Source organism: Neptuniibacter sp. QD37_11 (genome assembly GCF_047778105.1).
GTDB lineage: Bacteria > Pseudomonadota > Gammaproteobacteria > Pseudomonadales > Balneatricaceae > Neptuniibacter.
Genome location: NZ_CP180552.1, coordinates 1,894,130 through 1,911,941 on the forward strand (window position 1 = coordinate 1,894,130; position 17,812 = coordinate 1,911,941).

Consider the following 17,812-nt stretch of genomic DNA (forward strand, 5'->3'; position numbering starts at 1 on the left):
ATTGGAAGATAAAACAGAAAGGGACAGGCTAATGAAAAAGATAATCACGGGCTTTTGTTTAATTGCCTTAGGTGGATGCTACAGCATACCAAGAACCTTACCCGCAGATAGCTATTTGATAGATACAAGAATGGGGCTGATGTGCCATGTTACCGAGTGCTATTACCTTGATCTAATTGGTAGCTCATCCGACGAGCTCACAGTCGCAAAAGCATATGGCCTACCCGTTAAAACATACACATGGTCAACAGAACAGTTTGTCGAACTGATGCTCAACCCTCCAGAACAGCTTTATAAAGCCGAAAAGCTTTCTAATCATGAATTCCAGATACCCAATAACGCAGCGACGACAGCGGCCTTCAAGGTACTAGACGATGAAGACCTACTAATCTATCGTATTGGAGGTAATAGCAAAGGTTTGTAGATTATTAAACGATAATTATGGCTTTTCTAACCAAATACGCCATGTAGTAGATCCATTAACACGCAGATAATATTCGCCGACTTCTTCGATCAAGTAAGTATCTTCACCACCTCCACCTATGTGGAGGTTTTGAACGATATTATCTTCACTATCGTGCAACGCTAATACAAAGATGGCACCGTCACTCTGAAACCTTAATTGGGAAGGCTCAGAGATCTTAAAGATCTCCGTTTTAGCTGTACGCTTACCTGCAAAATTTGGCTTCTTTGCACTCAGCGCTTTTAAATCTAAATTATCGTAACACTCCAAACGCCTATCTGGCTGTACTATAGCCCTGCATTGTTCAAATGCCGTATTCACATCAGCAGAAGCAGAAGAAGATAAAGATGCTGCTAGCAAGCCAGTGGACACAAGAGCCAATATAGAGCACTTCTTAACAAACATAATAAGAAATCCTAATTCTGTTGCAGTAAGCGGAGATGATCATAAGACTTAGCTTTCGTTTGCAGCTTACAGCTACGCTCATCCTCTGAGTCATCACACAAAACCTTCACGCCATCTGGGTAATGACTCAGGTTTTTACATTGTGCAATAAACAATAGACCACCACTTTCGGTCTCATTACGCACTAAGCTCTGTTCGACACAATCAGACTTCATCATTATGAGCCGTTTTACTTGATAGTCTTTTACAGAGGCAAAAGCACTCACAGAGACAAAACTTAAAATAAGGATAGATAAAGTATTACGCACGAAAACCTCCCTTTAAATCAGAGTGTTAAATAATCTTAACATCTAAAAATTAATTTCAGGGGTTTCGGGAAATGAGACAGACCTAAAGTACCAATTATACTAACACCCTAAGTCTAGGCAGAATTAAGACATAAAAAAGCGGCCCTCAAAGGGGCCGCAATAAACGCAAGAAGCTACATGAAATAGCTTGCTTGAGAGCTAGCAATGTTCAGATGCCAGCTCTCGTGGACTTCCGATTAGAAGAAGCCTAGAGGACTTTCGCTGTAGCTAACCAACATATTCTTAGTTTGCTGGTAGTGTTCAAGAATCATCTTGTGAGTCTCACGACCTACACCAGATTTCTTGTAACCGCCGAACGCAGCGTGTGCTGGGTATAGGTGGTAGCAGTTCATCCATACTCGACCAGCCTGAATGCCACGACCCATGCGGTAAGCAACGTTAGTGTCACGTGACCATACGCCTGCACCTAGACCGAACTCAGTGTCGTTCGCGATAGCTAGTGCTTCTGCTTCATCTTTAAATGTAGTTACAGAAACTACTGGGCCGAAGATCTCTTCTTGGAAAACGCGCATGTCGTTTGTACCTTTTAGAAGAGTTGGCTTGATGTAGTAACCGCTACCGAAATCACCGTCTAGTTTTTCGATACCGCCGCCCGCTAGTACTTCAGCACCTTCGTCACGACCAATGTCGATGTAACCTAGGATCTTGTCGAACTGCTCTTGAGAAGCCTGCGCACCAACCATTGTTTCAGTATCTAGTGGGTTACCACGTTTGATCTGACCCATACGCTCAACAACTTTAGCAAGGAACTCATCAGCAATATCTTCTTGAACTAGAAGACGAGAAGGACAAGTACATACTTCACCTTGGTTGAAGAATGCTAGTACCGCACCTTCAACTGCTTTGCTTACGAACTCATCGTCCTGAGCCATAACGTCGTTGAAGTAGATGTTTGGAGACTTACCACCTAGCTCTGTAGTAGATGGAATGATGTTCTCTGCAGCACATTTCATGATGTGAGAACCAACTGGAGTAGAACCAGTGAATGCGATCTTAGCGATACGAGTGCTAGATGCTAGAGCCTGACCTGCTTCGCCACCGAAACCGTTTACAACGTTCAGTACGCCTGCTGGTAGAGCTTCTTGGATGCATTCAAGAAGAATAAGGATAGATACTGGAGTCGCTTCAGCTGGCTTCAGTACGATGGAGTTACCTGCTGCTAGTGCTGGAGCAATTTTCCATGCAGCCATTAGTAGCGGGAAGTTCCAAGGGATGATCTGACCAACAACACCTAGTGGCTCGTGGAAGTGGTAAGCAACAGTTGTTTCGTCGATCTCACCGATAGAACCTTCTTGTGCACGGATGCAGCCAGCGAAGTAACGGAAGTGATCTGCCATTAGAGGAACGTCTGCAGCTAGAGTTTCACGAACTGCTTTACCGTTGTCCCAAGTTTCAGATACAGCCAAACGCTCAAGGTTAGCGTCGATTAGCTCAGCACACTTCAGAAGAACGTTCTGACGTTCGATTGGAGAAGTTTTGCCCCAAGACTCTTGTGCAGCGTGAGCAGCGTCCAGTGCCAATTCAATATCTTCAGCAGTGGAACGAGGAATTTCACAAATTGGTTCACCAGTTACAGGCGAGTTATTGGTGAAGTATTCACCTTTAACAGGAGCTACCCACTCACCGTTAATGAAGTTGCCATAACGTTCTTTAAAGGAAACAACTGAACCTTCTGTACCCGGCTTAGCGTAAATCATCTTCTAAGTGCCTCTTTATATTTATCTTACTGCCGTCTCTACTGACAGTTAATTTACTTTACCAACCAATATTAGCTATCCAGCAAGAATTACAGGTATCATCCCTTGGCATTGAAAAATTAATTATTTAGTACTAGTTATCGAGGCCCCACCCCTACGGGCTTTTAGAGATTGAGCCCAGGCCACGCATAAGATCCGACACTAACCCACTGATTAACAAAGACAATTCCAGAACACGCATCTTATTTTTAAAGCTCGCACCCCATATAAATAAACATCAATTAGCTATAGTCTTATGCTATAAGGGATTTTCAAGGCGAATAAATTACGAGGCTGGAACTATGACGAAGTTATACCAAGTATCTACTTGGCAAGAATTTCTTGCTTTAGTTGAGTCAGAAGAACTCCGTGGCTGGGCATTTCGTGGACAACGGGACGCGGAATGGAGCCTTGAGAGTTCGCTCACTAGACGCCTCAAGCAGTTTGTACCCCAAAGCAAATGGCATGAACGAGAAAGCAGGGCCATTCGTGTATTTAAACGTAAAGCTCACTATTTCCTAAATGATACCAGCGCACTTAAAGATGATTTTCGTTGCCTAGCCCTTATGCAACACCACGGCGCACCAACCCGGCTTTTAGACTTTACCAAGTCACCCTACGTAGCAAGCTACTTCGCCCTACAATCTTGCACAACGCCTGCTGCTGTTTATGCAGTCAACACCCCTGCTCTATGGCACAAAGCAACACCACCGGGCTTACCGGAGCTCACACGAGATGCAATTGACCCTCGTACGACTGACAGCCTTGGCAAATATTACCTTTCAAATAACTACCCGATCGTCTGGCCTGGCGAACCATGGTCGATGGATCGAAGAATCGTCGCCCAGGCAGGTACTTTTATGCTGCCTGGCAGAATCGATGTTTCAGTTGAAGAGCTCTTAAATAACTACGAATACGATGAGCCACTACTCGCTAAGATCGTCCTTAGCCCTGAAATCAGAAAAGAGGCAATGGAAGCGCTTTATCGAATGAATATCAGTAGCGCGACACTTTTCCCTGATCTCGACGGTTTAGCGCGATCTATATCATATGAATTGGAAGTTAGCTGGGTAGGCACACCTGATCCCAAAAACGATCAACTGATGCAGGACAAATGAGCGCACTTCTTACATAGCTAAATAACAACTACAAGATTAAAATGATCCGATCTCTTAATTTGGAATCGGATCATGTATTCAGAAAGCCCAGAAATTGAATCCATCAACACTTGGACCTCTCCACTGTTTGTTACGACAAACCCTGATCACGAGTTCTTAAAAGAAGATCTTCTCAATTACATCTACAACTACCAAAAGCTTCACAATCAAACTAAAGCTATTGCCAGCGAAGTAGCCGTAAGCGCAAAGCATCAGCTATTTGAGAGCAAGCTCTGCTTTCTTGAATCTGATGAACCGGTGATCCTTGAGCTTAGACGCATGCTTGAGGAGCTACTCTCGGTCATTGCTACGCAGGTTAATATGCCATACTGGCCCGAAAGTGCTGAGTGTGATGCAACCATCATTGAATCCTGGTTCCATGTAACTAAGGATGGCGGTTACCATGATATCCATTCCCACCCAAACTGCTCATGGTGTGGAATCTATTATTTAGATGTCGGTGAGTGTGAATTGGGTACTCGCAACGGTATCAATCGCTTTTATGATCCTCGAAACAACGCCGATCATTATGGTGATGCCGGCACAGCCTATCTAAGCGAACAAGGCTTCTGGGACTTCCAACCTGTAGAAGGCCAGATTGTAATATTCCCTTCTTACTTAAAGCATTCAGCCCTACCCTATTTCGGCCAAAAAGACCGCGTAGTAATTGCTTTCAACAGCATCGTAGATTTGATTTAGCCACGTTTTATTTTAAGCACAAAAAAAGCCAGCTTAATGCTGGCTTTTTTGCTGGGACAGGCTGAGTGATATCGAAATATCACTCAGTTGTAAGTCAAAAACTTACTTAGGTAGTTTGAATGTCCAAACTGTGCCGCCCTGGTTTAGGTGTTTAACACGTTTAGCTACTTCACCACCCCATAGAGGTACTGCACCACCCCAACCGGATACTACAGATAGGTACTGCTCGCCATTCTGTTCCCAAGTGATTGGAGAACCTACGATACCAGAACCAGTGTTGAATTCGTATTCAACTTTACCAGTCTTAGCGTTTAGACCTTTTAGGTAACCTTCAGGAGTACCGAAGAATACTAGGTTACCTTTAGTCGCTAGAACACCACCCCATAGTGGAGCGTAGTTCTTGTGACGCCATACTTCTTTACCAGTTTTTGGATCCATCGCACGTAGAACACCGATGTACTCGTCGTTCATAGGCTTGATTGTGAAACCAGCACCTAGGTAAGCCGCACCTTTTTTGTATGCAGTTGGCTCATTCCAGATGTCCATTGCCCATTCGTTAGAAGGAACGTAGAACAACTCAGTGTCTTGGCTGTATGCAACAGGCATCCAGTTCTTACCACCTAGGAAAGATGGAATAGCTAGAACAGATGTACCTTTCTTGCCATCTTTAGAGTCTGCTGGGTTACCTGGACGGTTAGCATCATCGTAGATTGGACGACCAGTTTTTGGATCTAGACCTTTAGCCCAAGTGATCTTGTCTACGAATGGGAAACCACGGATGAAGTCACCATTCTCACGGTTAAGAACGTACATGAAACCGTTACGGTCAGCAGTAGCTGCTGCTTTAACTGTTTTACCGTTTGCTTTGTAGTCGAAAGAAACTAGCTCGTTTACACCGTCGTAATCCCAACCATCGTGTGGAGTAGTCTGGAAGTGCCATACGATCTTACCAGTATCTGGGTCGATAGCTACACGAGAAGATGAGAATAGGTTGTCACCAGGACGTAGGTGAGAGTTCCATGGTGCTGGGTTACCAGTACCGAAGAATAGTAGGTCTACATCAGGATCGTAAGTACCGCCTAACCAAGTTGCAGCACCACCGGATTTCCAAAGGTCGCCAGGCCAAGTTTTGCCTGCTTCACCACCGGAAATACCGTTTTCCATTTTCTTACCATCTTTCCAGATGTAACCCATGTGACCTTCAACTGTTGGACGAGTCCAAGCAAGCTTACCAGTCTTAGCATCGTAAGCTTCTACTTTACCAACGATACCGAATTCACCACCAGATACACCAGTGATTACTTTGCCTTTAGCAATTAGAGGAGCTGCAGTGATTGAGTAACCAGCTTTGTAGTCTTCTACTTTTTTCTTCCAAACAACCTTACCAGTCTTAGCGTTTAGAGCTACTAGTTTAGCGTCAAGAGTACCAAAGATTACTAGGTCGTCGTATAGAGCAACACCACGGTTGATTACGTCACAGCAAGGCATGATGCCATCAGGAAGACGTGCGTTGTATTCCCAAAGCTCTTCACCAGTGTTTGCATCAACAGCGAATACACGAGAGTAAGAAGCTGTAACGTACATCACACCATCTTTAACTACAGGCTGTGATTCCTGACCACGCTGTTTCTCACCACCGAAAGAGAACGCCCATACTGGACGCATGTCTTTAACAGTTTTAGTGTTGATTTTTGTCATCGGGCTGTAACGCTGACCACGTGGGCCCATACCATTTGTTACAACATCTTCAACAGTCATCTGGTCGTTAATGATATCTTTATCAGTAACACCAGCCTGTGCTGTGCCTGCAACAGACATCGCTGCAACTAGAGCAGACAGTGCGAATTTTTTCATTGTACGCTTCCTCTACGGATATTTTTTTTTTGGCGTTCAGAAGAGAGCCGGGAAATTTTCCCGAATCATGAAGGCAATTGTTTTGTTTTACAGTAAATACAACAATTAAACAGCGGAAGTACTTTTCTAGTCCCTTGGTAGTAATACCGCTATTTTTAAGTAAATTCAGCAGCTTAACGGCCTATTCAATAGACCATTAGTCAAATTACAAACAAGAGTATAGACAGGAATTGCCGCTTAACTAGCCAGAGAAAGGAATAAACCTAAATAATGAGGATTTAATTTGATTTTTAATATTTGCAACAAAAAAGCAGACTCAAAAAGCCTGCTCTTCATATTTGGGATAAAGGTGCGCAACAGTCCTGGCAAATTCCCGCTTACTTAATGCAATACCATCAAAATCTTTGGGGATCGGCAGTTTAATCACTTCCGTCATGCTTAATCCATCTTCTGCCGCCTGCTCTAAAACCTGATCCAACCATTCTAGATAGGCAAGCATTTGATCTAAAGCACTAGCATCCTTAACAACCGGCCCATGACCTGGCACCATAATTTTATAATCAAGATCCCTTAACTTCTGAATCTCTTTTTTCCATTGATGAAGACCAGGTGTATGAGGAGTGGTTAACGCTCGCTGATAGAAGACCATATCAGAAGCAAACACAACGCCAGTTTTCTCATCTAGCACAACCAAATCTGAACCGGTATGACCCGTAAAAGGAAGCAAATGCAATCTATGCGAACCTAGCTCCATCAACTGAACATCGAGAGCCTTAGTTGGCGTAGCAGCCTCGGTCGACCGCATCCAATCACCAACTAGCCGATACATATTTTCAGCAAAAGCATTTCCATGAAGCGCTATTCCTTGCTGCGTACCCGGGAGAGAAAGAATATCTACGTCAGAAAAAGCCTGATTCCCCAAAAAGTGATCCGGATGGTGATGAGTATTAAAAACAACTTTTATAGGCTTATCCGTAACACTTTTGATAGCCTCTTTTAATGCTTTACCGTATCTAAGAGAAGGCCCAGTATCGATAACAACGACACCATCTTCTGTAACGATAAAGCCGGTATTTACAATATTGCCGCCGTTGCTCTTTGAAAAGTCTTCTAATTTACCCTTCAACAACCAAGTGTTATCAGCAATTTTTTGCGGTTTTAAAGCATAAGAAAGCGGCGCTGCGGAAGCAGAATGAATAACCGTTGCTGCAGACAACGCCAATAACAATTTCTTCATCATTCAACTCCTAGAGTGCTTTCTCGAATTCATTTCCGCCATTGTCGCGCATCCAGATACGATGACCTTGAGAACCATCTCTGACATCAAAAGTCAGAACTGGATTCTCACTGACAGGTTGTGACAACTCTAATTTTGCAAGTGGCAATCCTTCAGAATTACGCACCTCAACATTCTCTATATAGAATTCAGGAATTGAACTAACTAAGCCGGTATCCATCGGATGAACGACTTTTAGTTTGTAGCGACCACCCTTCTCTCTCGGGAAAAACTTACTTTTCATCTCACCGAGATGGTCCTGCCAGTAGGTATTAGCAGCTGCAGCGCTAGGTGTTGTACACCCACCACCAGCAGCATCAAGGTAACCACCACCTACATGCCAAACACCAGATTTAGAAAGAACAGCAGCTCTAATCGCTGTACCCTGCTGAACCTTAATGCGCATAGAAAGGCGAGGCACTATCTCTTTATGGGGATAATAAGTAAAGATATGCTGAATTGGATTAAGATCGGCAAAAACAACAATCTTATCGATCTTCCCTGCTAACGCTTCCGCATTAACAGTAATAGGCACCTGTGTAGGATCTTCAGCAAACTCAGGCACAGTGACTTTGACATTACTATCAAACACATATTCCTGATCGCCAATAAACTTGGCACGCATATGATCCCATAGAGGTGACTCTAGTGGGTCTTGCTGACCTGTATAACCAGCAATTGGAATAGCAGCACTTATCAAAAGTGCTGCAACATTTCGCTTCAACATGGCATCCTCTTATTATTATTTGAATGCTATTTCTTCGAGCGTTGCTTTATAAAGCTATTTTACATCCTGGTAAAAAGCAGGCATCTCATAACTGAGACCGTACTTGCTATAAACTTGTTCCATTTCACCGGAACGAACCATAGCTTCGACAACATCACCTACAGCATAGCCAAGCTGTCTATAGGTATGTTTAACAGCCATCCCTATATCCCACTTCTGCTTACCCATATTTGGATAACCATTTACACCTAGCTTAAATTTCTTGTCGCCCGACTTACTGACTAACCAATCAACTTCGGCGCGCATTGCCATAACGGCATCAACCTCACCAGACTCCATACCTTTAAACGCTTCACGAGCATTAGCATAGTGGTGAGTCTTATCACGCATTCGCCCACCAAAAGCTGAAGTCAGATAAAACGCAGGTAAGCTATCAATCTCTACACCTACAGGGTGATACTGGAATACCGCCACTGTAGAAACGTTATCTAACTTTTCGCTATCGTAAACAACCTTCCAGCTCTCACGCTGATAAGGGCCAAACATGACAACCATTTCATTAATAACGGCGCCTGTTGAATCCTGCATATAGCTGTATTCACGATCGTACGGAACACGCATCATCACATCAGCAATGGTTTTCAGAGCTAATGCATTTTCTTCATCTTTGTCGAGATAATGCCCTTTCCAAACATTATTTCGTAAATCATCTTCAAGGTTCTCATCTGGCGTGATCCAATGCTCACGGAACTCAACGCCTAACTTTTCAGCAATTTTCTTACCGACTTCGACATCCACACCAACAGCTTTGCCGTTTTCCATATAGGAATATGGTGGAAAATCACGATAAAAACCAACCCTGATATACCCGCTATCAATTACATCGTCGTAATAACGAGCTTGCGCCAGGCTGCTAAGCAGGCTGGCGCAAGTGAAAATTATAGCGTTAGAAGCGCTTAACTTACTCATCCGTAGCGCGAGTTTCTAACCAAGCACGGATAGCCCATAGAGCTTCCTGGCTTAGGTGCTCTGCCATTTTTGGCATGTACACACGACCGTCACGTACTGCACCGTTTTGAACACGGTAAGAGTACCACTCGTCACCATCAACGCCTGGCTCTAGGTAACGTAGGTCTGGTGCGATACCACCGGAGATAGCATCAAGACCGTGACAACGTGCACAGTTCTGAGTGTAAGCAGACTCACCGATTTTAACTGCTAGTTCACGGTTCTCGTAATCTTCAGTGTAAGGGTTAGAATCAACCCACTCTTCACCTAGAACTTTTAGGCCTGTTACATCGATAGCCTGTGGAGTTACATCACCGTGCGCCATAGTTTGGCCAGAAATAACTGCAGCTAACATACCCGCTGTAGTCATGCTCAAAAGTTTCTTGTTGATAGACATCTTTTTTTCACCACTTTAGTTTTTATACTCTCGTCTTCCCCAGTTAAATGAAATACTGACTGAGGGATATCTGCGTGTTCAGATACCTGACGATCATCTCTACATTAAGCCAAAGCCACCCACTCCAGCTGTTTGCATATATGATATTGCGTGTGCAAAATCAGCAAGAATTGTACTTTGGGTTCCAAAAACTACTCCCTTGGTAGGAATGTCGACCCAGATTGCAACCTAAGTAGCATTTTGTACGCCATCTATCCATACCTGAGCACTAGTCCCTCTTTATTAGTACGTGACTTCTCCCTAAGACTCTCGGGATTTTATCCTGCACAAACAGGACTTAACCCCTGATTAACAGGGAATCCTGCCGTTGTCGCATATCCACCCTTAAGACGAGAATGGTTATCAGCGAATTTCAATCGCAAGTTATGACTTTCCTATAACACTAGGGTTTATAAAAATGACAAAAAAAATAAACATGACAGGCTTAAAGCCGCTTTGCGCTGCAATCGGTCTTAGCTTAGTAGCGGGCGCCGCTACTGCTAAACCAGTTACTTGGGACGACATCAAAAATGATGCGAACACTCCAGAAGACGTTCTAGGTTACGGAATCGGACCTAAAGCACAGCGCTGGAGCGACATGACAGAAATTAACGATAAAAACGTTAAGAAACTGACGCCTGCATGGTCTTTCTCTTTTGGTGATGAGAAACAGCGTGGCCAAGAAACTCAAGCACTAGTACACGATGGCATCATCTATGTAACTGGTTCTTACTCTCGTATGTTTGCACTAGATGCTAAAACTGGTAAGAAAATTTGGTCTTATTCTTACCGTCTACCAGACGACATCCGCCCTTGCTGTGACGTAGTTAACCGTGGTGCTGCAATCTTCGGCGATCTTGTTTACTTTGGTACTCTTGACGCAGCTATCGTAGCTCTAGACAAGAAAACTGGTAAGCGCGTTTGGAAGAAGAAATTTGCTGATCACACTGAAGGTTACACTATGACTGGTGCACCTACGATCATCAAAGATCAGAAAACTGGTAAAGCAATGCTTATCCACGGTTCTTCTGGTGATGAGTTCGGCGTAGTAGGTAAACTATTCGCTCGCGATCCTAAAACTGGTGAAGAGATCTGGATGCGTCCATTCGTTGAAGGCCACTACGGTCGCCTAGACGGCAAGAAGAGCACTCCAACAGGTGATCCAAAAGCTCCATCTTGGCCTGATGATCCAAACTCACCAACAGGCAAAGTTGAAGCATGGAGCCACGGTGGTGGTGCACCATGGCAGTCAGCTAGCTTCGACGTTGAAACAAACACTATCATCGTAGGTGCTGGTAACCCTGCACCTTGGAATGGTTGGGCCCGTACCTCTCCAGGCGGCAACCCAGCTGACTACGACAGCCTATACACTTCTGGTCAGGTTGCTGTTGATCCTTCTACTGGTGAAGTTAAGTGGTTCTACCAGCACACTCCAAACGATGCTTGGGACTTCTCTGGTAATAACGAACTTGTTCTTTTCGAATACCAAGACAAAGGCAAGACAATCAAAGCGACAGCTCACGCTGACCGTAACGGCTTCTTCTACGTTGTTGACCGTCAAAATGGTGACTTTATCCGTGGCTTCCCATTTGTAGATAATATCACTTGGGCTACACATATTGATCCAAAGACTGGCCGTCCAGTTGAAGTTGAAGGCCAACGTCCACCACCACCAGAGCCAGGTAAGAAAAAAGGTAAGTCAGTTGAAGTTTCTCCTCCTTTTCTAGGTGGCAAAAACTGGAACCCTATGGCTTACAGTCAAGACACTGGCCTATTCTACCTCGGAGCCAACCACTGGAAAGAAGACTACTGGACCGAAGAAGTTCACTACAAACGCGGTGCTGCCTATCTAGGCCAAGGCTTCCGTATCAGAAAAATGTACGATGACCACGTAGGCGTACTTCGTGCGGTAGACCCTAAGACTGGCAAAATCGTATGGTCTCACAAAGAGAAACTACCTCTATGGTCTGGCGTTCTTGCAACTAAAGGTAACCTAATTTTCACTGGTACTGGTGACGGTTACTTCAAAGCATTCAACGCTAAGACAGGTGAAGAGCTTTGGAAATTCCAGACTGGCTCCGGCATCGTATCCTCCCCTATCACTTGGGAAGAAGATGGCGAGCAGTACATCGGTCTAGCAAGCGGTTACGGCGGCGCCGTACCTCTATGGGGTGGCGACATGGCCGACCTAACTAAGCCTGTATCACAGGGCGGTTCTTTCTGGGTATTCAAACTACCTAAGCATTAATAGTTACTACTTGATGTAACCCAAGCCCGCAAGCGCCCCCAATGCTTGCGGGCTTTTTAGGATAGACTCATGAAAAAAACAATACTATTTACGTTTCTATTATCCAGCCAATTTGCCACTGCTGATGATCTCGTTATCAATGGCTGTACTATAGCTCCAGATACTAAATGCCCAGGTGCAGATTTATCAGGCACTGATTTAAGCAATGCAGATCTATCTAGAGCTGATCTAACTGGCGCAAACTTAAGCGGTACTATCCTTCGCCATGCAGTTCTTAAAAATACCAAGATGGAAAAAGCTGATCTAACCAATGCAGATCTAGCTCGCGCGGATATGAGACATGCAACAGTTCGAGGCTCAAACCTTAGCCATGCCAATCTTGAAGCAATAAATGGCTGGGCACTGTTCGCGCAGGGCGCAAATTTTTATCGCGCTAACTTACATGGAGCGAATTTGAATTTCTCTCGCCTTAGCAGCGCCAAATTTGTAGAAGCTAACCTTCAGGCTGCAAATCTAGAAATCGCCTGGATGACAAAAGCCATTTTAACTGGTGCCAACCTTAAAAACGCCAACCTACAGGAAGCAAAGTTGAATGCCGCGTCTTTAGAAAATGCAGACTTTACAGGCGTAAGAAAGCACTATGCTACTTTCCAAGCAACTTATATGGACGGCTGTAAAGGCTGCCCATTTGGCTGGTCTAAGAATTAATCCCAAATAACAAAAAAGGCGCATCGAACTTTGTTCTATGCGCCTTTTTAATACCTAAACCAATATTAGCTTACATTAGTCCCCACTTTCACGAGACCTGTCTCTATTGCGAGATGAACCAATTCTGCCGTTGAACCTATATTCAACTTACTTTTCAGTATCGCTGTGTAGTTAGAAACCGTTTTACTACTGATACAAAGCTGCTCAGAGATCTCTTTTACATTATTACCTTGAGCCAACATAACAAAGATCTCAAACTCTCGCTGGGTCATCTCCTTAAGGCGCTTATCCTTCTGCTCGGGGCGAGAAACAGCTAAACGCATGGCCAACTCATGCTCAACATAAAGCTGCCCGCCAGCAACCTTAGTCACCGCCTCAATCAAAACCTCAGGCGTACAGCTTTTAGTAATGTAGCCTTTAGCGCCCGCATCCAAAGCCTGAGTTACTACAGGTATCTCATCATACATACTGAAGAAAAGTATTTTGATATCAGGACAACGCTGTAAGATTCGACGAGTTGCCTCAATACCACTGATACCATTCATGTTTACATCCATGATAACAACATCAGGATTTTCAGACTGACACATGCTATATGCCTGATCACCACTCCCAGCTTCAAGTACTTCACATGGAGCAAGCATTGTCGATAAAAGACTTGCATAACCCTGACGCACTACAGCATGATCATCCGCTATTATTATTTTCATACCAGCTCCTGTACCAAAGGGATTTGCAGAACAACTTCACTCCCTTTTTTATCTAACTTATTAATCATGAGCTCACCTGACATACAACGAGCTCGCTCTTGCATCGATCTAAGCCCCAATCCCTGAGACCCAGAATCAACGTACCCTACACCATCATCCACAACTCGAAGAGCAAGGGTATCACCATCAAAAACAACCCTAACCAAAACATGTTCAGCCTGAGAATGCTGAGCCACATTATTTAAAGACTCCTGAAGTATTCGATAGATATGTGTATTAGTCTCATCATCTAACGAAGGAATAAAATCTGGCAGGTCTAACGACACTTTAACCTGATGTGATTGACGCCAAGTATCTACCTGCGTACGTATCGCATCTAACAAGCCCAACTGCTCCAATATAACTGGATGCAACTCTCTTATTAGCTGCCTAAAACTAGTTTGCATAGCATCACAGTTAATCGATATCTGCTTACCAACTGAAGCAACTAAATCGGTATTAGATGAGTTTTCTTTTACTAAATAGGCTTGGGCTTTAATGCCCGTGAGATACTGCCCAAGATCATCATGAAGCTCTCTGGCAAGATGAGCACGCTCAGTTTCCTGCAAACGCATTAATTCATGGGTCAGCTTTAAGTTATCGCTCTGAGCCTCCTGAAGGGAATGAGCCATAGAATTAAAATGACCTGCTAACTGATTGATTTCCTTGATAGAATACTCTTCAAGTCGAGCAGTATAACGACCCTTTTCAATTTCATTTAATGCAGCAAGGAAATCTGATACAGGCTTAATCCCCTGACGCACACCAACATAGATTGCTAAATTAGAAAGCAATGCACTAAGCATAAATAGGACAAATACGTGTTGAACAGATTCCCAAACCTCTTCTAGCTCATCGGTAGGATCGGCTTGTAGCTTAAGCGCCCTACCATCTGGTAGATAACGGTAATATTCTTTTTCAGTAAGTCGATCAAGTCCCGGTATTAATTCCATAAACCAATCAGGAACTTCATCATCCATCTCAGATGACAGGTCGTCATCTGCACCTACTTCCCCGCCACTTAATGAATCGTCAACAATAATAATTTTTACATGGCGCGTATCCCCTTCAAGCATGCTATTAAGTAAGCCGCTATCTGTGACTGCCACACTGAGCAACTGATGCGTAAAGCTGAGCCCTGCCGTAACTTCTCGCGTTATATCTTTAGTTGCTTGCTGAAGGGTTTCATAAATTGTTATGGACAAAGCAACAGCAAAAACTGCTGAAACTAATATATTTAAGCGCAGGACTGCATTCATAAGTACACCTATACTGATCTCTCTAAAATAACTAGAGAATCCTCTAAGTATGCAAATGAGTCCCTATTGGTAAGAATCCCTCCAAGGGCTAAAACAAAGTACTACTTAAGTACCTATTTAAACCCATGAGAAATAATAAAGATCAAGGTGCGAACTTAATAACCCCGGCATCGACTGCCAAATGAACAAGTTCCGCCGTAGATGCAATCTTCAATTTACTCTTAATCGTAGTAACGTAATTTGAGACTGTTTTGACATTAATGCCAAGCGTATCAGCAATTGTTCGATTGCTCTGACCGCGAGCAAGCATTACAAAGACCTCGAACTCTCTCTGCGTCAAATCCCTGAGACGGCCTTCTGAAACATCTTGGTTATTTAGAGCAAGTTTCATTATCAAGTCATACTCAATAAAAACCTCACCCTCTCTTATCTTTTCTACTGCTTCGATAAGCGTTTTAGGCGAACCAGACTTGGTTATATAGCCCATAGCACCAGCATCCAACGCCTGCTTCACCATCAAAGCTTCATCGTACATGCTGAAAAACAAGATTTTCGCATCACGGTCTTTATCTAAGATTCGAGTGGCTGCTTCTATGCCACTGATACCAGGTAGATTGATATCCATAATCACTAAATCTGGCTTTTCAGCAAAATACAGCGCCTCAGACTCCTCTCCGCTTGCTGCCTCGATTATTTCACATGGATCTATAACCGTAGGCAAAACGCTAGCGTACCCCTGACGTACAACAGAATGATCATCAGTAATTAGGATTTTCATCGATACTCCAAGATATAAACCTGCAGGACAATCTTACCACCTAAAGTAGTAATTGTTTACATCTTAGCAACGATCATAGGAAAGAATAGAGATTAAGAGAGGAAAAGCCTGTGCATTGTATTACTAACAACACTCAGGCTTAAATAAGGATTGGTTATTTAACGTTAAATACGCCTTCCATTCCTTTGTGTTCTAGACCTTCAGCGAAGAATTCAAATTTACCTGGTTTAATTGGCACGAAGTAGATTTCAGCTTCGCCTTCCTGTTCAAATTCCAACTCTTTAAGCGTAGCCGCTTTAATCTCCATATCCCCCGCTTCAACTTTACGTAAGAAGATTGAATTAAAAAGACCTGGAGCTTTGAACGCGTATTCAGTTTGACCGCTAGAGATAATCTTTAATTTATATGACTTACCTGTTTCAAGGTTATATTCCTTCTCAGACAGGTGGTAGCGGTTATCTTCGGTTCCTAGAACAAGATCAGGAAGCTTTGCAGGTCTACGTGTTAAATCACCCTCAGCAACTGCCGCTGTACTAGTAATTGCAATAACAGAAGCTAAGCCGCAAGCAGCAAGATTCTTGATTACGTTCATAATTCACCCTTGGTTTAAATTACTTATTATTTATGCACTTAATGCTAAAGACCGAACTGGGTAAAAGAATCCTACTTCAGTACTAATTGATTTCTACTTTCTTCATATTCCGAGTTCACGAAATCCCACTTATGCTGGGCATAAATCATAATAAAGATAACCGTGTTTTATGTTTAAAAATCAATCTAAGCCAACATTGACGGTACTTGCCACATTTTTCACCGTCGCAACACATGCCCAGGCAAATCTAGAAGTTAACATAGGATATCTTCAGCAGCAGATGGATAATGGCCCGGTTTTATCAAACATTATTCCCGACCCTGAAGATTCCGGCCTTAAAGGCGCAGAGCTAGGCATCAACGACAACAACACAACTGGCCGCTTCTTAAAACATAAATATTCACTGCAACATTTCGATTCAGAAAGCCCTGAAGAACTTATCAGCAAAGCCTCTGATCTCTATGCACAAGGTATTCGTTTTTTTGTTATCAATGCCCAAAGCCAAACCCTAAAAGCTATCGACAAAACGCTTCCTGATGATGCAGTAGTATTTAACTCTGGCTCCCCTTCAGATCAACTCAGAAGCAAAGAGTGCAACAACTCATTACTTCATACCCTACCTAGCCGAGCAATGCTGACGGATGCACTTGCGCAATGGCTGAAAGCGAAGCGCTTAAACAAAGTATTGGTTATTTCAGGCCAAAAAGAAGAAGACAAAGCGTACACCCAAGCATTCAAACGTGCCGCTAAGCGTTTCGGTATAAAGATAGTTGCCGAGAAACAGTGGGATTACGATACCGATTTACGCCGTACCGCTCAGAGTGAAATGCCACTTTTCACACAAACTAAAGAGTACGATGTCGTCTTTGTAGCAGATGAACGCGGCGATTTTGGTGAATACGTTTTGTATAACACTTGGCTTCCAAGACCTGTAGTTGGCACACAAGGTCTTAGCCCTGTTACATGGCACCGTGTTGTAGAACAATGGGGCGCAGCCCAACTGCAAAGCCGGTTTGACAAACTAGCTAAACGTTGGATGACCGATGATGATTATGCATCATGGGCTGCCGTACGAAGCGTAGGTGAAGCAGTAACTCGCACGAACTCAGCCGACCCTAAAGTCACTTACGAGTATATTCGCTCTGAAAAATTCGAACTAGCTGGCTTTAAAGGCAGAAAACTTAACTATAGAGAGTGGAATGGGCAGTTAAGACAACCAATTCCTCTTGTCCATCCACGCTCTCTTGTATCACAATCCCCACAGGATGGATTCCTTCACCCTGTAAATGAACTTGATACCTTGGGCTTTGATAAAGCCGAAGTTAAATGCAGCAAATAATAATTGGAGT

At 43.6% G+C, this 17,812-nt stretch carries 18 protein-coding genes; 6 read left to right on the plus strand and 12 right to left on the minus strand.

The window, feature by feature from the left end; translation table 11 throughout:
- The first annotated feature begins 31 nt into the window (after positions 1–31).
- Entirely contained in the window at positions 32–424 is a 393-nt protein-coding gene (locus ACMXYT_RS08645) for a hypothetical protein (protein ID WP_415898336.1), read from the plus strand.
- Between the two features lie 15 nt (positions 425–439).
- On the opposite strand, the gene ACMXYT_RS08650 is transcribed toward ACMXYT_RS08645, so the two are convergent.
- The 3 genes from ACMXYT_RS08650 to ACMXYT_RS08660 form a co-directional block, all read right to left on the minus strand.
- Positions 440–868: a hypothetical protein gene (locus tag ACMXYT_RS08650; RefSeq protein WP_415911326.1), complete on the minus strand. Its 429-nt coding sequence runs from the start codon at positions 866–868 to the stop codon at positions 440–442.
- A gap of 11 nt (positions 869–879) precedes the next feature.
- Positions 880–1,176, minus strand: coding sequence for a hypothetical protein (locus ACMXYT_RS08655; protein WP_415898338.1), 297 nt, complete (start codon positions 1,174–1,176; stop codon positions 880–882).
- Between the two features lie 236 nt (positions 1,177–1,412).
- Positions 1,413–2,933 carry an aldehyde dehydrogenase family protein gene (locus ACMXYT_RS08660; protein ID WP_415898339.1) on the minus strand — a complete coding sequence of 507 codons (1,521 nt, stop codon included), beginning with the start codon at positions 2,931–2,933 and terminating at the stop codon, positions 1,413–1,415.
- A 341-nt stretch (positions 2,934–3,274) separates the two neighbouring features.
- Between ACMXYT_RS08660 and ACMXYT_RS08665 the strand changes: the two genes are divergently transcribed.
- Positions 3,275–4,090: an FRG domain-containing protein gene (locus ACMXYT_RS08665; RefSeq protein WP_415898340.1), complete on the plus strand. Its 816-nt coding sequence runs from the start codon at positions 3,275–3,277 to the stop codon at positions 4,088–4,090.
- Positions 4,091–4,162: 72 nt separating this feature from the next.
- Positions 4,163–4,828, plus strand: a complete 666-nt coding sequence (locus tag ACMXYT_RS08670; RefSeq protein ID WP_415898341.1) for a putative 2OG-Fe(II) oxygenase — start codon at positions 4,163–4,165, stop codon at positions 4,826–4,828.
- Positions 4,829–4,930: 102 nt separating this feature from the next.
- On the opposite strand, the gene ACMXYT_RS08675 is transcribed toward ACMXYT_RS08670, so the two are convergent.
- The 5 genes from ACMXYT_RS08675 to pedF form a co-directional block, all read right to left on the minus strand.
- Entirely contained in the window at positions 4,931–6,682 is a 1,752-nt protein-coding gene (locus ACMXYT_RS08675; protein WP_415898342.1) for a PQQ-dependent methanol/ethanol family dehydrogenase, read from the minus strand.
- Positions 6,683–6,998: 316 nt separating this feature from the next.
- Positions 6,999–7,919 (minus strand): quinoprotein relay system zinc metallohydrolase 1, encoded by a 921-nt coding sequence (locus tag ACMXYT_RS08680; RefSeq protein WP_415911327.1) that lies wholly within the window; start codon positions 7,917–7,919, stop codon positions 6,999–7,001.
- A gap of 10 nt (positions 7,920–7,929) precedes the next feature.
- Positions 7,930–8,685 (minus strand): quinoprotein dehydrogenase-associated SoxYZ-like carrier, encoded by a 756-nt coding sequence (locus ACMXYT_RS08685; RefSeq protein WP_415898344.1) that lies wholly within the window; start codon positions 8,683–8,685, stop codon positions 7,930–7,932.
- A 54-nt stretch (positions 8,686–8,739) separates the two neighbouring features.
- A complete protein-coding gene (locus ACMXYT_RS08690; protein WP_415911328.1) occupies positions 8,740–9,654 on the minus strand; it encodes a substrate-binding periplasmic protein in 915 nt (304 codons plus the stop codon).
- Positions 9,647–10,090 carry a cytochrome c-550 PedF gene (gene pedF / locus ACMXYT_RS08695; RefSeq protein WP_415888261.1) on the minus strand — a complete coding sequence of 148 codons (444 nt, stop codon included), beginning with the start codon at positions 10,088–10,090 and terminating at the stop codon, positions 9,647–9,649. The genes ACMXYT_RS08690 and pedF overlap by 8 nt, the downstream gene beginning before the upstream one ends.
- 457 nt (positions 10,091–10,547) lie before the next feature.
- On the opposite strand from pedF, the gene exaA reads away from it, so the two are divergent.
- Positions 10,548–12,377, plus strand: coding sequence for a quinoprotein ethanol dehydrogenase (gene exaA / locus ACMXYT_RS08700; protein WP_415898346.1), 1,830 nt, complete (start codon positions 10,548–10,550; stop codon positions 12,375–12,377).
- Positions 12,378–12,446: 69 nt separating this feature from the next.
- Positions 12,447–13,085 carry a pentapeptide repeat-containing protein gene (locus ACMXYT_RS08705; protein ID WP_415898347.1) on the plus strand — a complete coding sequence of 213 codons (639 nt, stop codon included), beginning with the start codon at positions 12,447–12,449 and terminating at the stop codon, positions 13,083–13,085.
- Between the two features lie 65 nt (positions 13,086–13,150).
- On the opposite strand, the gene ACMXYT_RS08710 is transcribed toward ACMXYT_RS08705, so the two are convergent.
- The 4 genes from ACMXYT_RS08710 to ACMXYT_RS08725 all read right to left on the minus strand — a co-directional run bounded on the left by ACMXYT_RS08710 (position 13,151) and on the right by ACMXYT_RS08725 (position 16,463).
- Positions 13,151–13,795, minus strand: coding sequence for a response regulator (locus tag ACMXYT_RS08710; protein WP_415898348.1), 645 nt, complete (start codon positions 13,793–13,795; stop codon positions 13,151–13,153).
- The gene (locus tag ACMXYT_RS08715; RefSeq protein ID WP_415898349.1) at positions 13,792–15,093 is read right to left on the minus strand and encodes a histidine kinase; all 1,302 of its coding nucleotides are present in this window, start codon (positions 15,091–15,093) and stop codon (positions 13,792–13,794) included. Before ACMXYT_RS08715 ends, ACMXYT_RS08710 begins: the two co-directional genes overlap by 4 nt.
- Before the next feature lie 142 nt (positions 15,094–15,235).
- On the minus strand, positions 15,236–15,871 hold the full coding sequence (locus ACMXYT_RS08720; RefSeq protein WP_415898350.1) for a response regulator transcription factor: 636 nt from the start codon (positions 15,869–15,871) through the stop codon (positions 15,236–15,238).
- 154 nt (positions 15,872–16,025) lie between these two features.
- Positions 16,026–16,463 (minus strand): copper-binding protein, encoded by a 438-nt coding sequence (locus ACMXYT_RS08725; RefSeq protein ID WP_415898351.1) that lies wholly within the window; start codon positions 16,461–16,463, stop codon positions 16,026–16,028.
- Positions 16,464–16,632: 169 nt separating this feature from the next.
- On the opposite strand from ACMXYT_RS08725, the gene ACMXYT_RS08730 reads away from it, so the two are divergent.
- The gene (locus ACMXYT_RS08730; RefSeq protein ID WP_415898352.1) at positions 16,633–17,802 is read left to right on the plus strand and encodes an ABC transporter substrate-binding protein; all 1,170 of its coding nucleotides are present in this window, start codon (positions 16,633–16,635) and stop codon (positions 17,800–17,802) included.
- Positions 17,803–17,812: the final 10 nt, after the last annotated feature.

Coding starts and splice junctions, on each gene's coding strand:
- pedF (WP_415888261.1), bottom strand. CDS start 10,090: ATGTCTATCAACAAGAAACTTTTGAGCATGACTACAGCGGGTATGTTA.
- ACMXYT_RS08660 (WP_415898339.1), bottom strand. CDS start 2,933: ATGATTTACGCTAAGCCGGGTACAGAAGGTTCAGTTGTTTCCTTTAAA.
- ACMXYT_RS08705 (WP_415898347.1), top strand. CDS start 12,447: ATGAAAAAAACAATACTATTTACGTTTCTATTATCCAGCCAATTTGCC.
- ACMXYT_RS08685 (WP_415898344.1), bottom strand. CDS start 8,685: ATGTTGAAGCGAAATGTTGCAGCACTTTTGATAAGTGCTGCTATTCCA.
- ACMXYT_RS08645 (WP_415898336.1), top strand. CDS start 32: ATGAAAAAGATAATCACGGGCTTTTGTTTAATTGCCTTAGGTGGATGC.
- ACMXYT_RS08715 (WP_415898349.1), bottom strand. CDS start 15,093: ATGAATGCAGTCCTGCGCTTAAATATATTAGTTTCAGCAGTTTTTGCT.
- ACMXYT_RS08650 (WP_415911326.1), bottom strand. CDS start 868: ATGTTTGTTAAGAAGTGCTCTATATTGGCTCTTGTGTCCACTGGCTTG.
- ACMXYT_RS08720 (WP_415898350.1), bottom strand. CDS start 15,871: ATGAAAATCCTAATTACTGATGATCATTCTGTTGTACGTCAGGGGTAC.
- exaA (WP_415898346.1), top strand. CDS start 10,548: ATGACAAAAAAAATAAACATGACAGGCTTAAAGCCGCTTTGCGCTGCA.
- ACMXYT_RS08680 (WP_415911327.1), bottom strand. CDS start 7,919: ATGAAGAAATTGTTATTGGCGTTGTCTGCAGCAACGGTTATTCATTCT.
- ACMXYT_RS08690 (WP_415911328.1), bottom strand. CDS start 9,654: ATGAGTAAGTTAAGCGCTTCTAACGCTATAATTTTCACTTGCGCCAGC.
- ACMXYT_RS08725 (WP_415898351.1), bottom strand. CDS start 16,463: ATGAACGTAATCAAGAATCTTGCTGCTTGCGGCTTAGCTTCTGTTATT.
- ACMXYT_RS08665 (WP_415898340.1), top strand. CDS start 3,275: ATGACGAAGTTATACCAAGTATCTACTTGGCAAGAATTTCTTGCTTTA.
- ACMXYT_RS08675 (WP_415898342.1), bottom strand. CDS start 6,682: ATGAAAAAATTCGCACTGTCTGCTCTAGTTGCAGCGATGTCTGTTGCA.
- ACMXYT_RS08710 (WP_415898348.1), bottom strand. CDS start 13,795: ATGAAAATAATAATAGCGGATGATCATGCTGTAGTGCGTCAGGGTTAT.
- ACMXYT_RS08670 (WP_415898341.1), top strand. CDS start 4,163: ATGTATTCAGAAAGCCCAGAAATTGAATCCATCAACACTTGGACCTCT.
- ACMXYT_RS08730 (WP_415898352.1), top strand. CDS start 16,633: ATGTTTAAAAATCAATCTAAGCCAACATTGACGGTACTTGCCACATTT.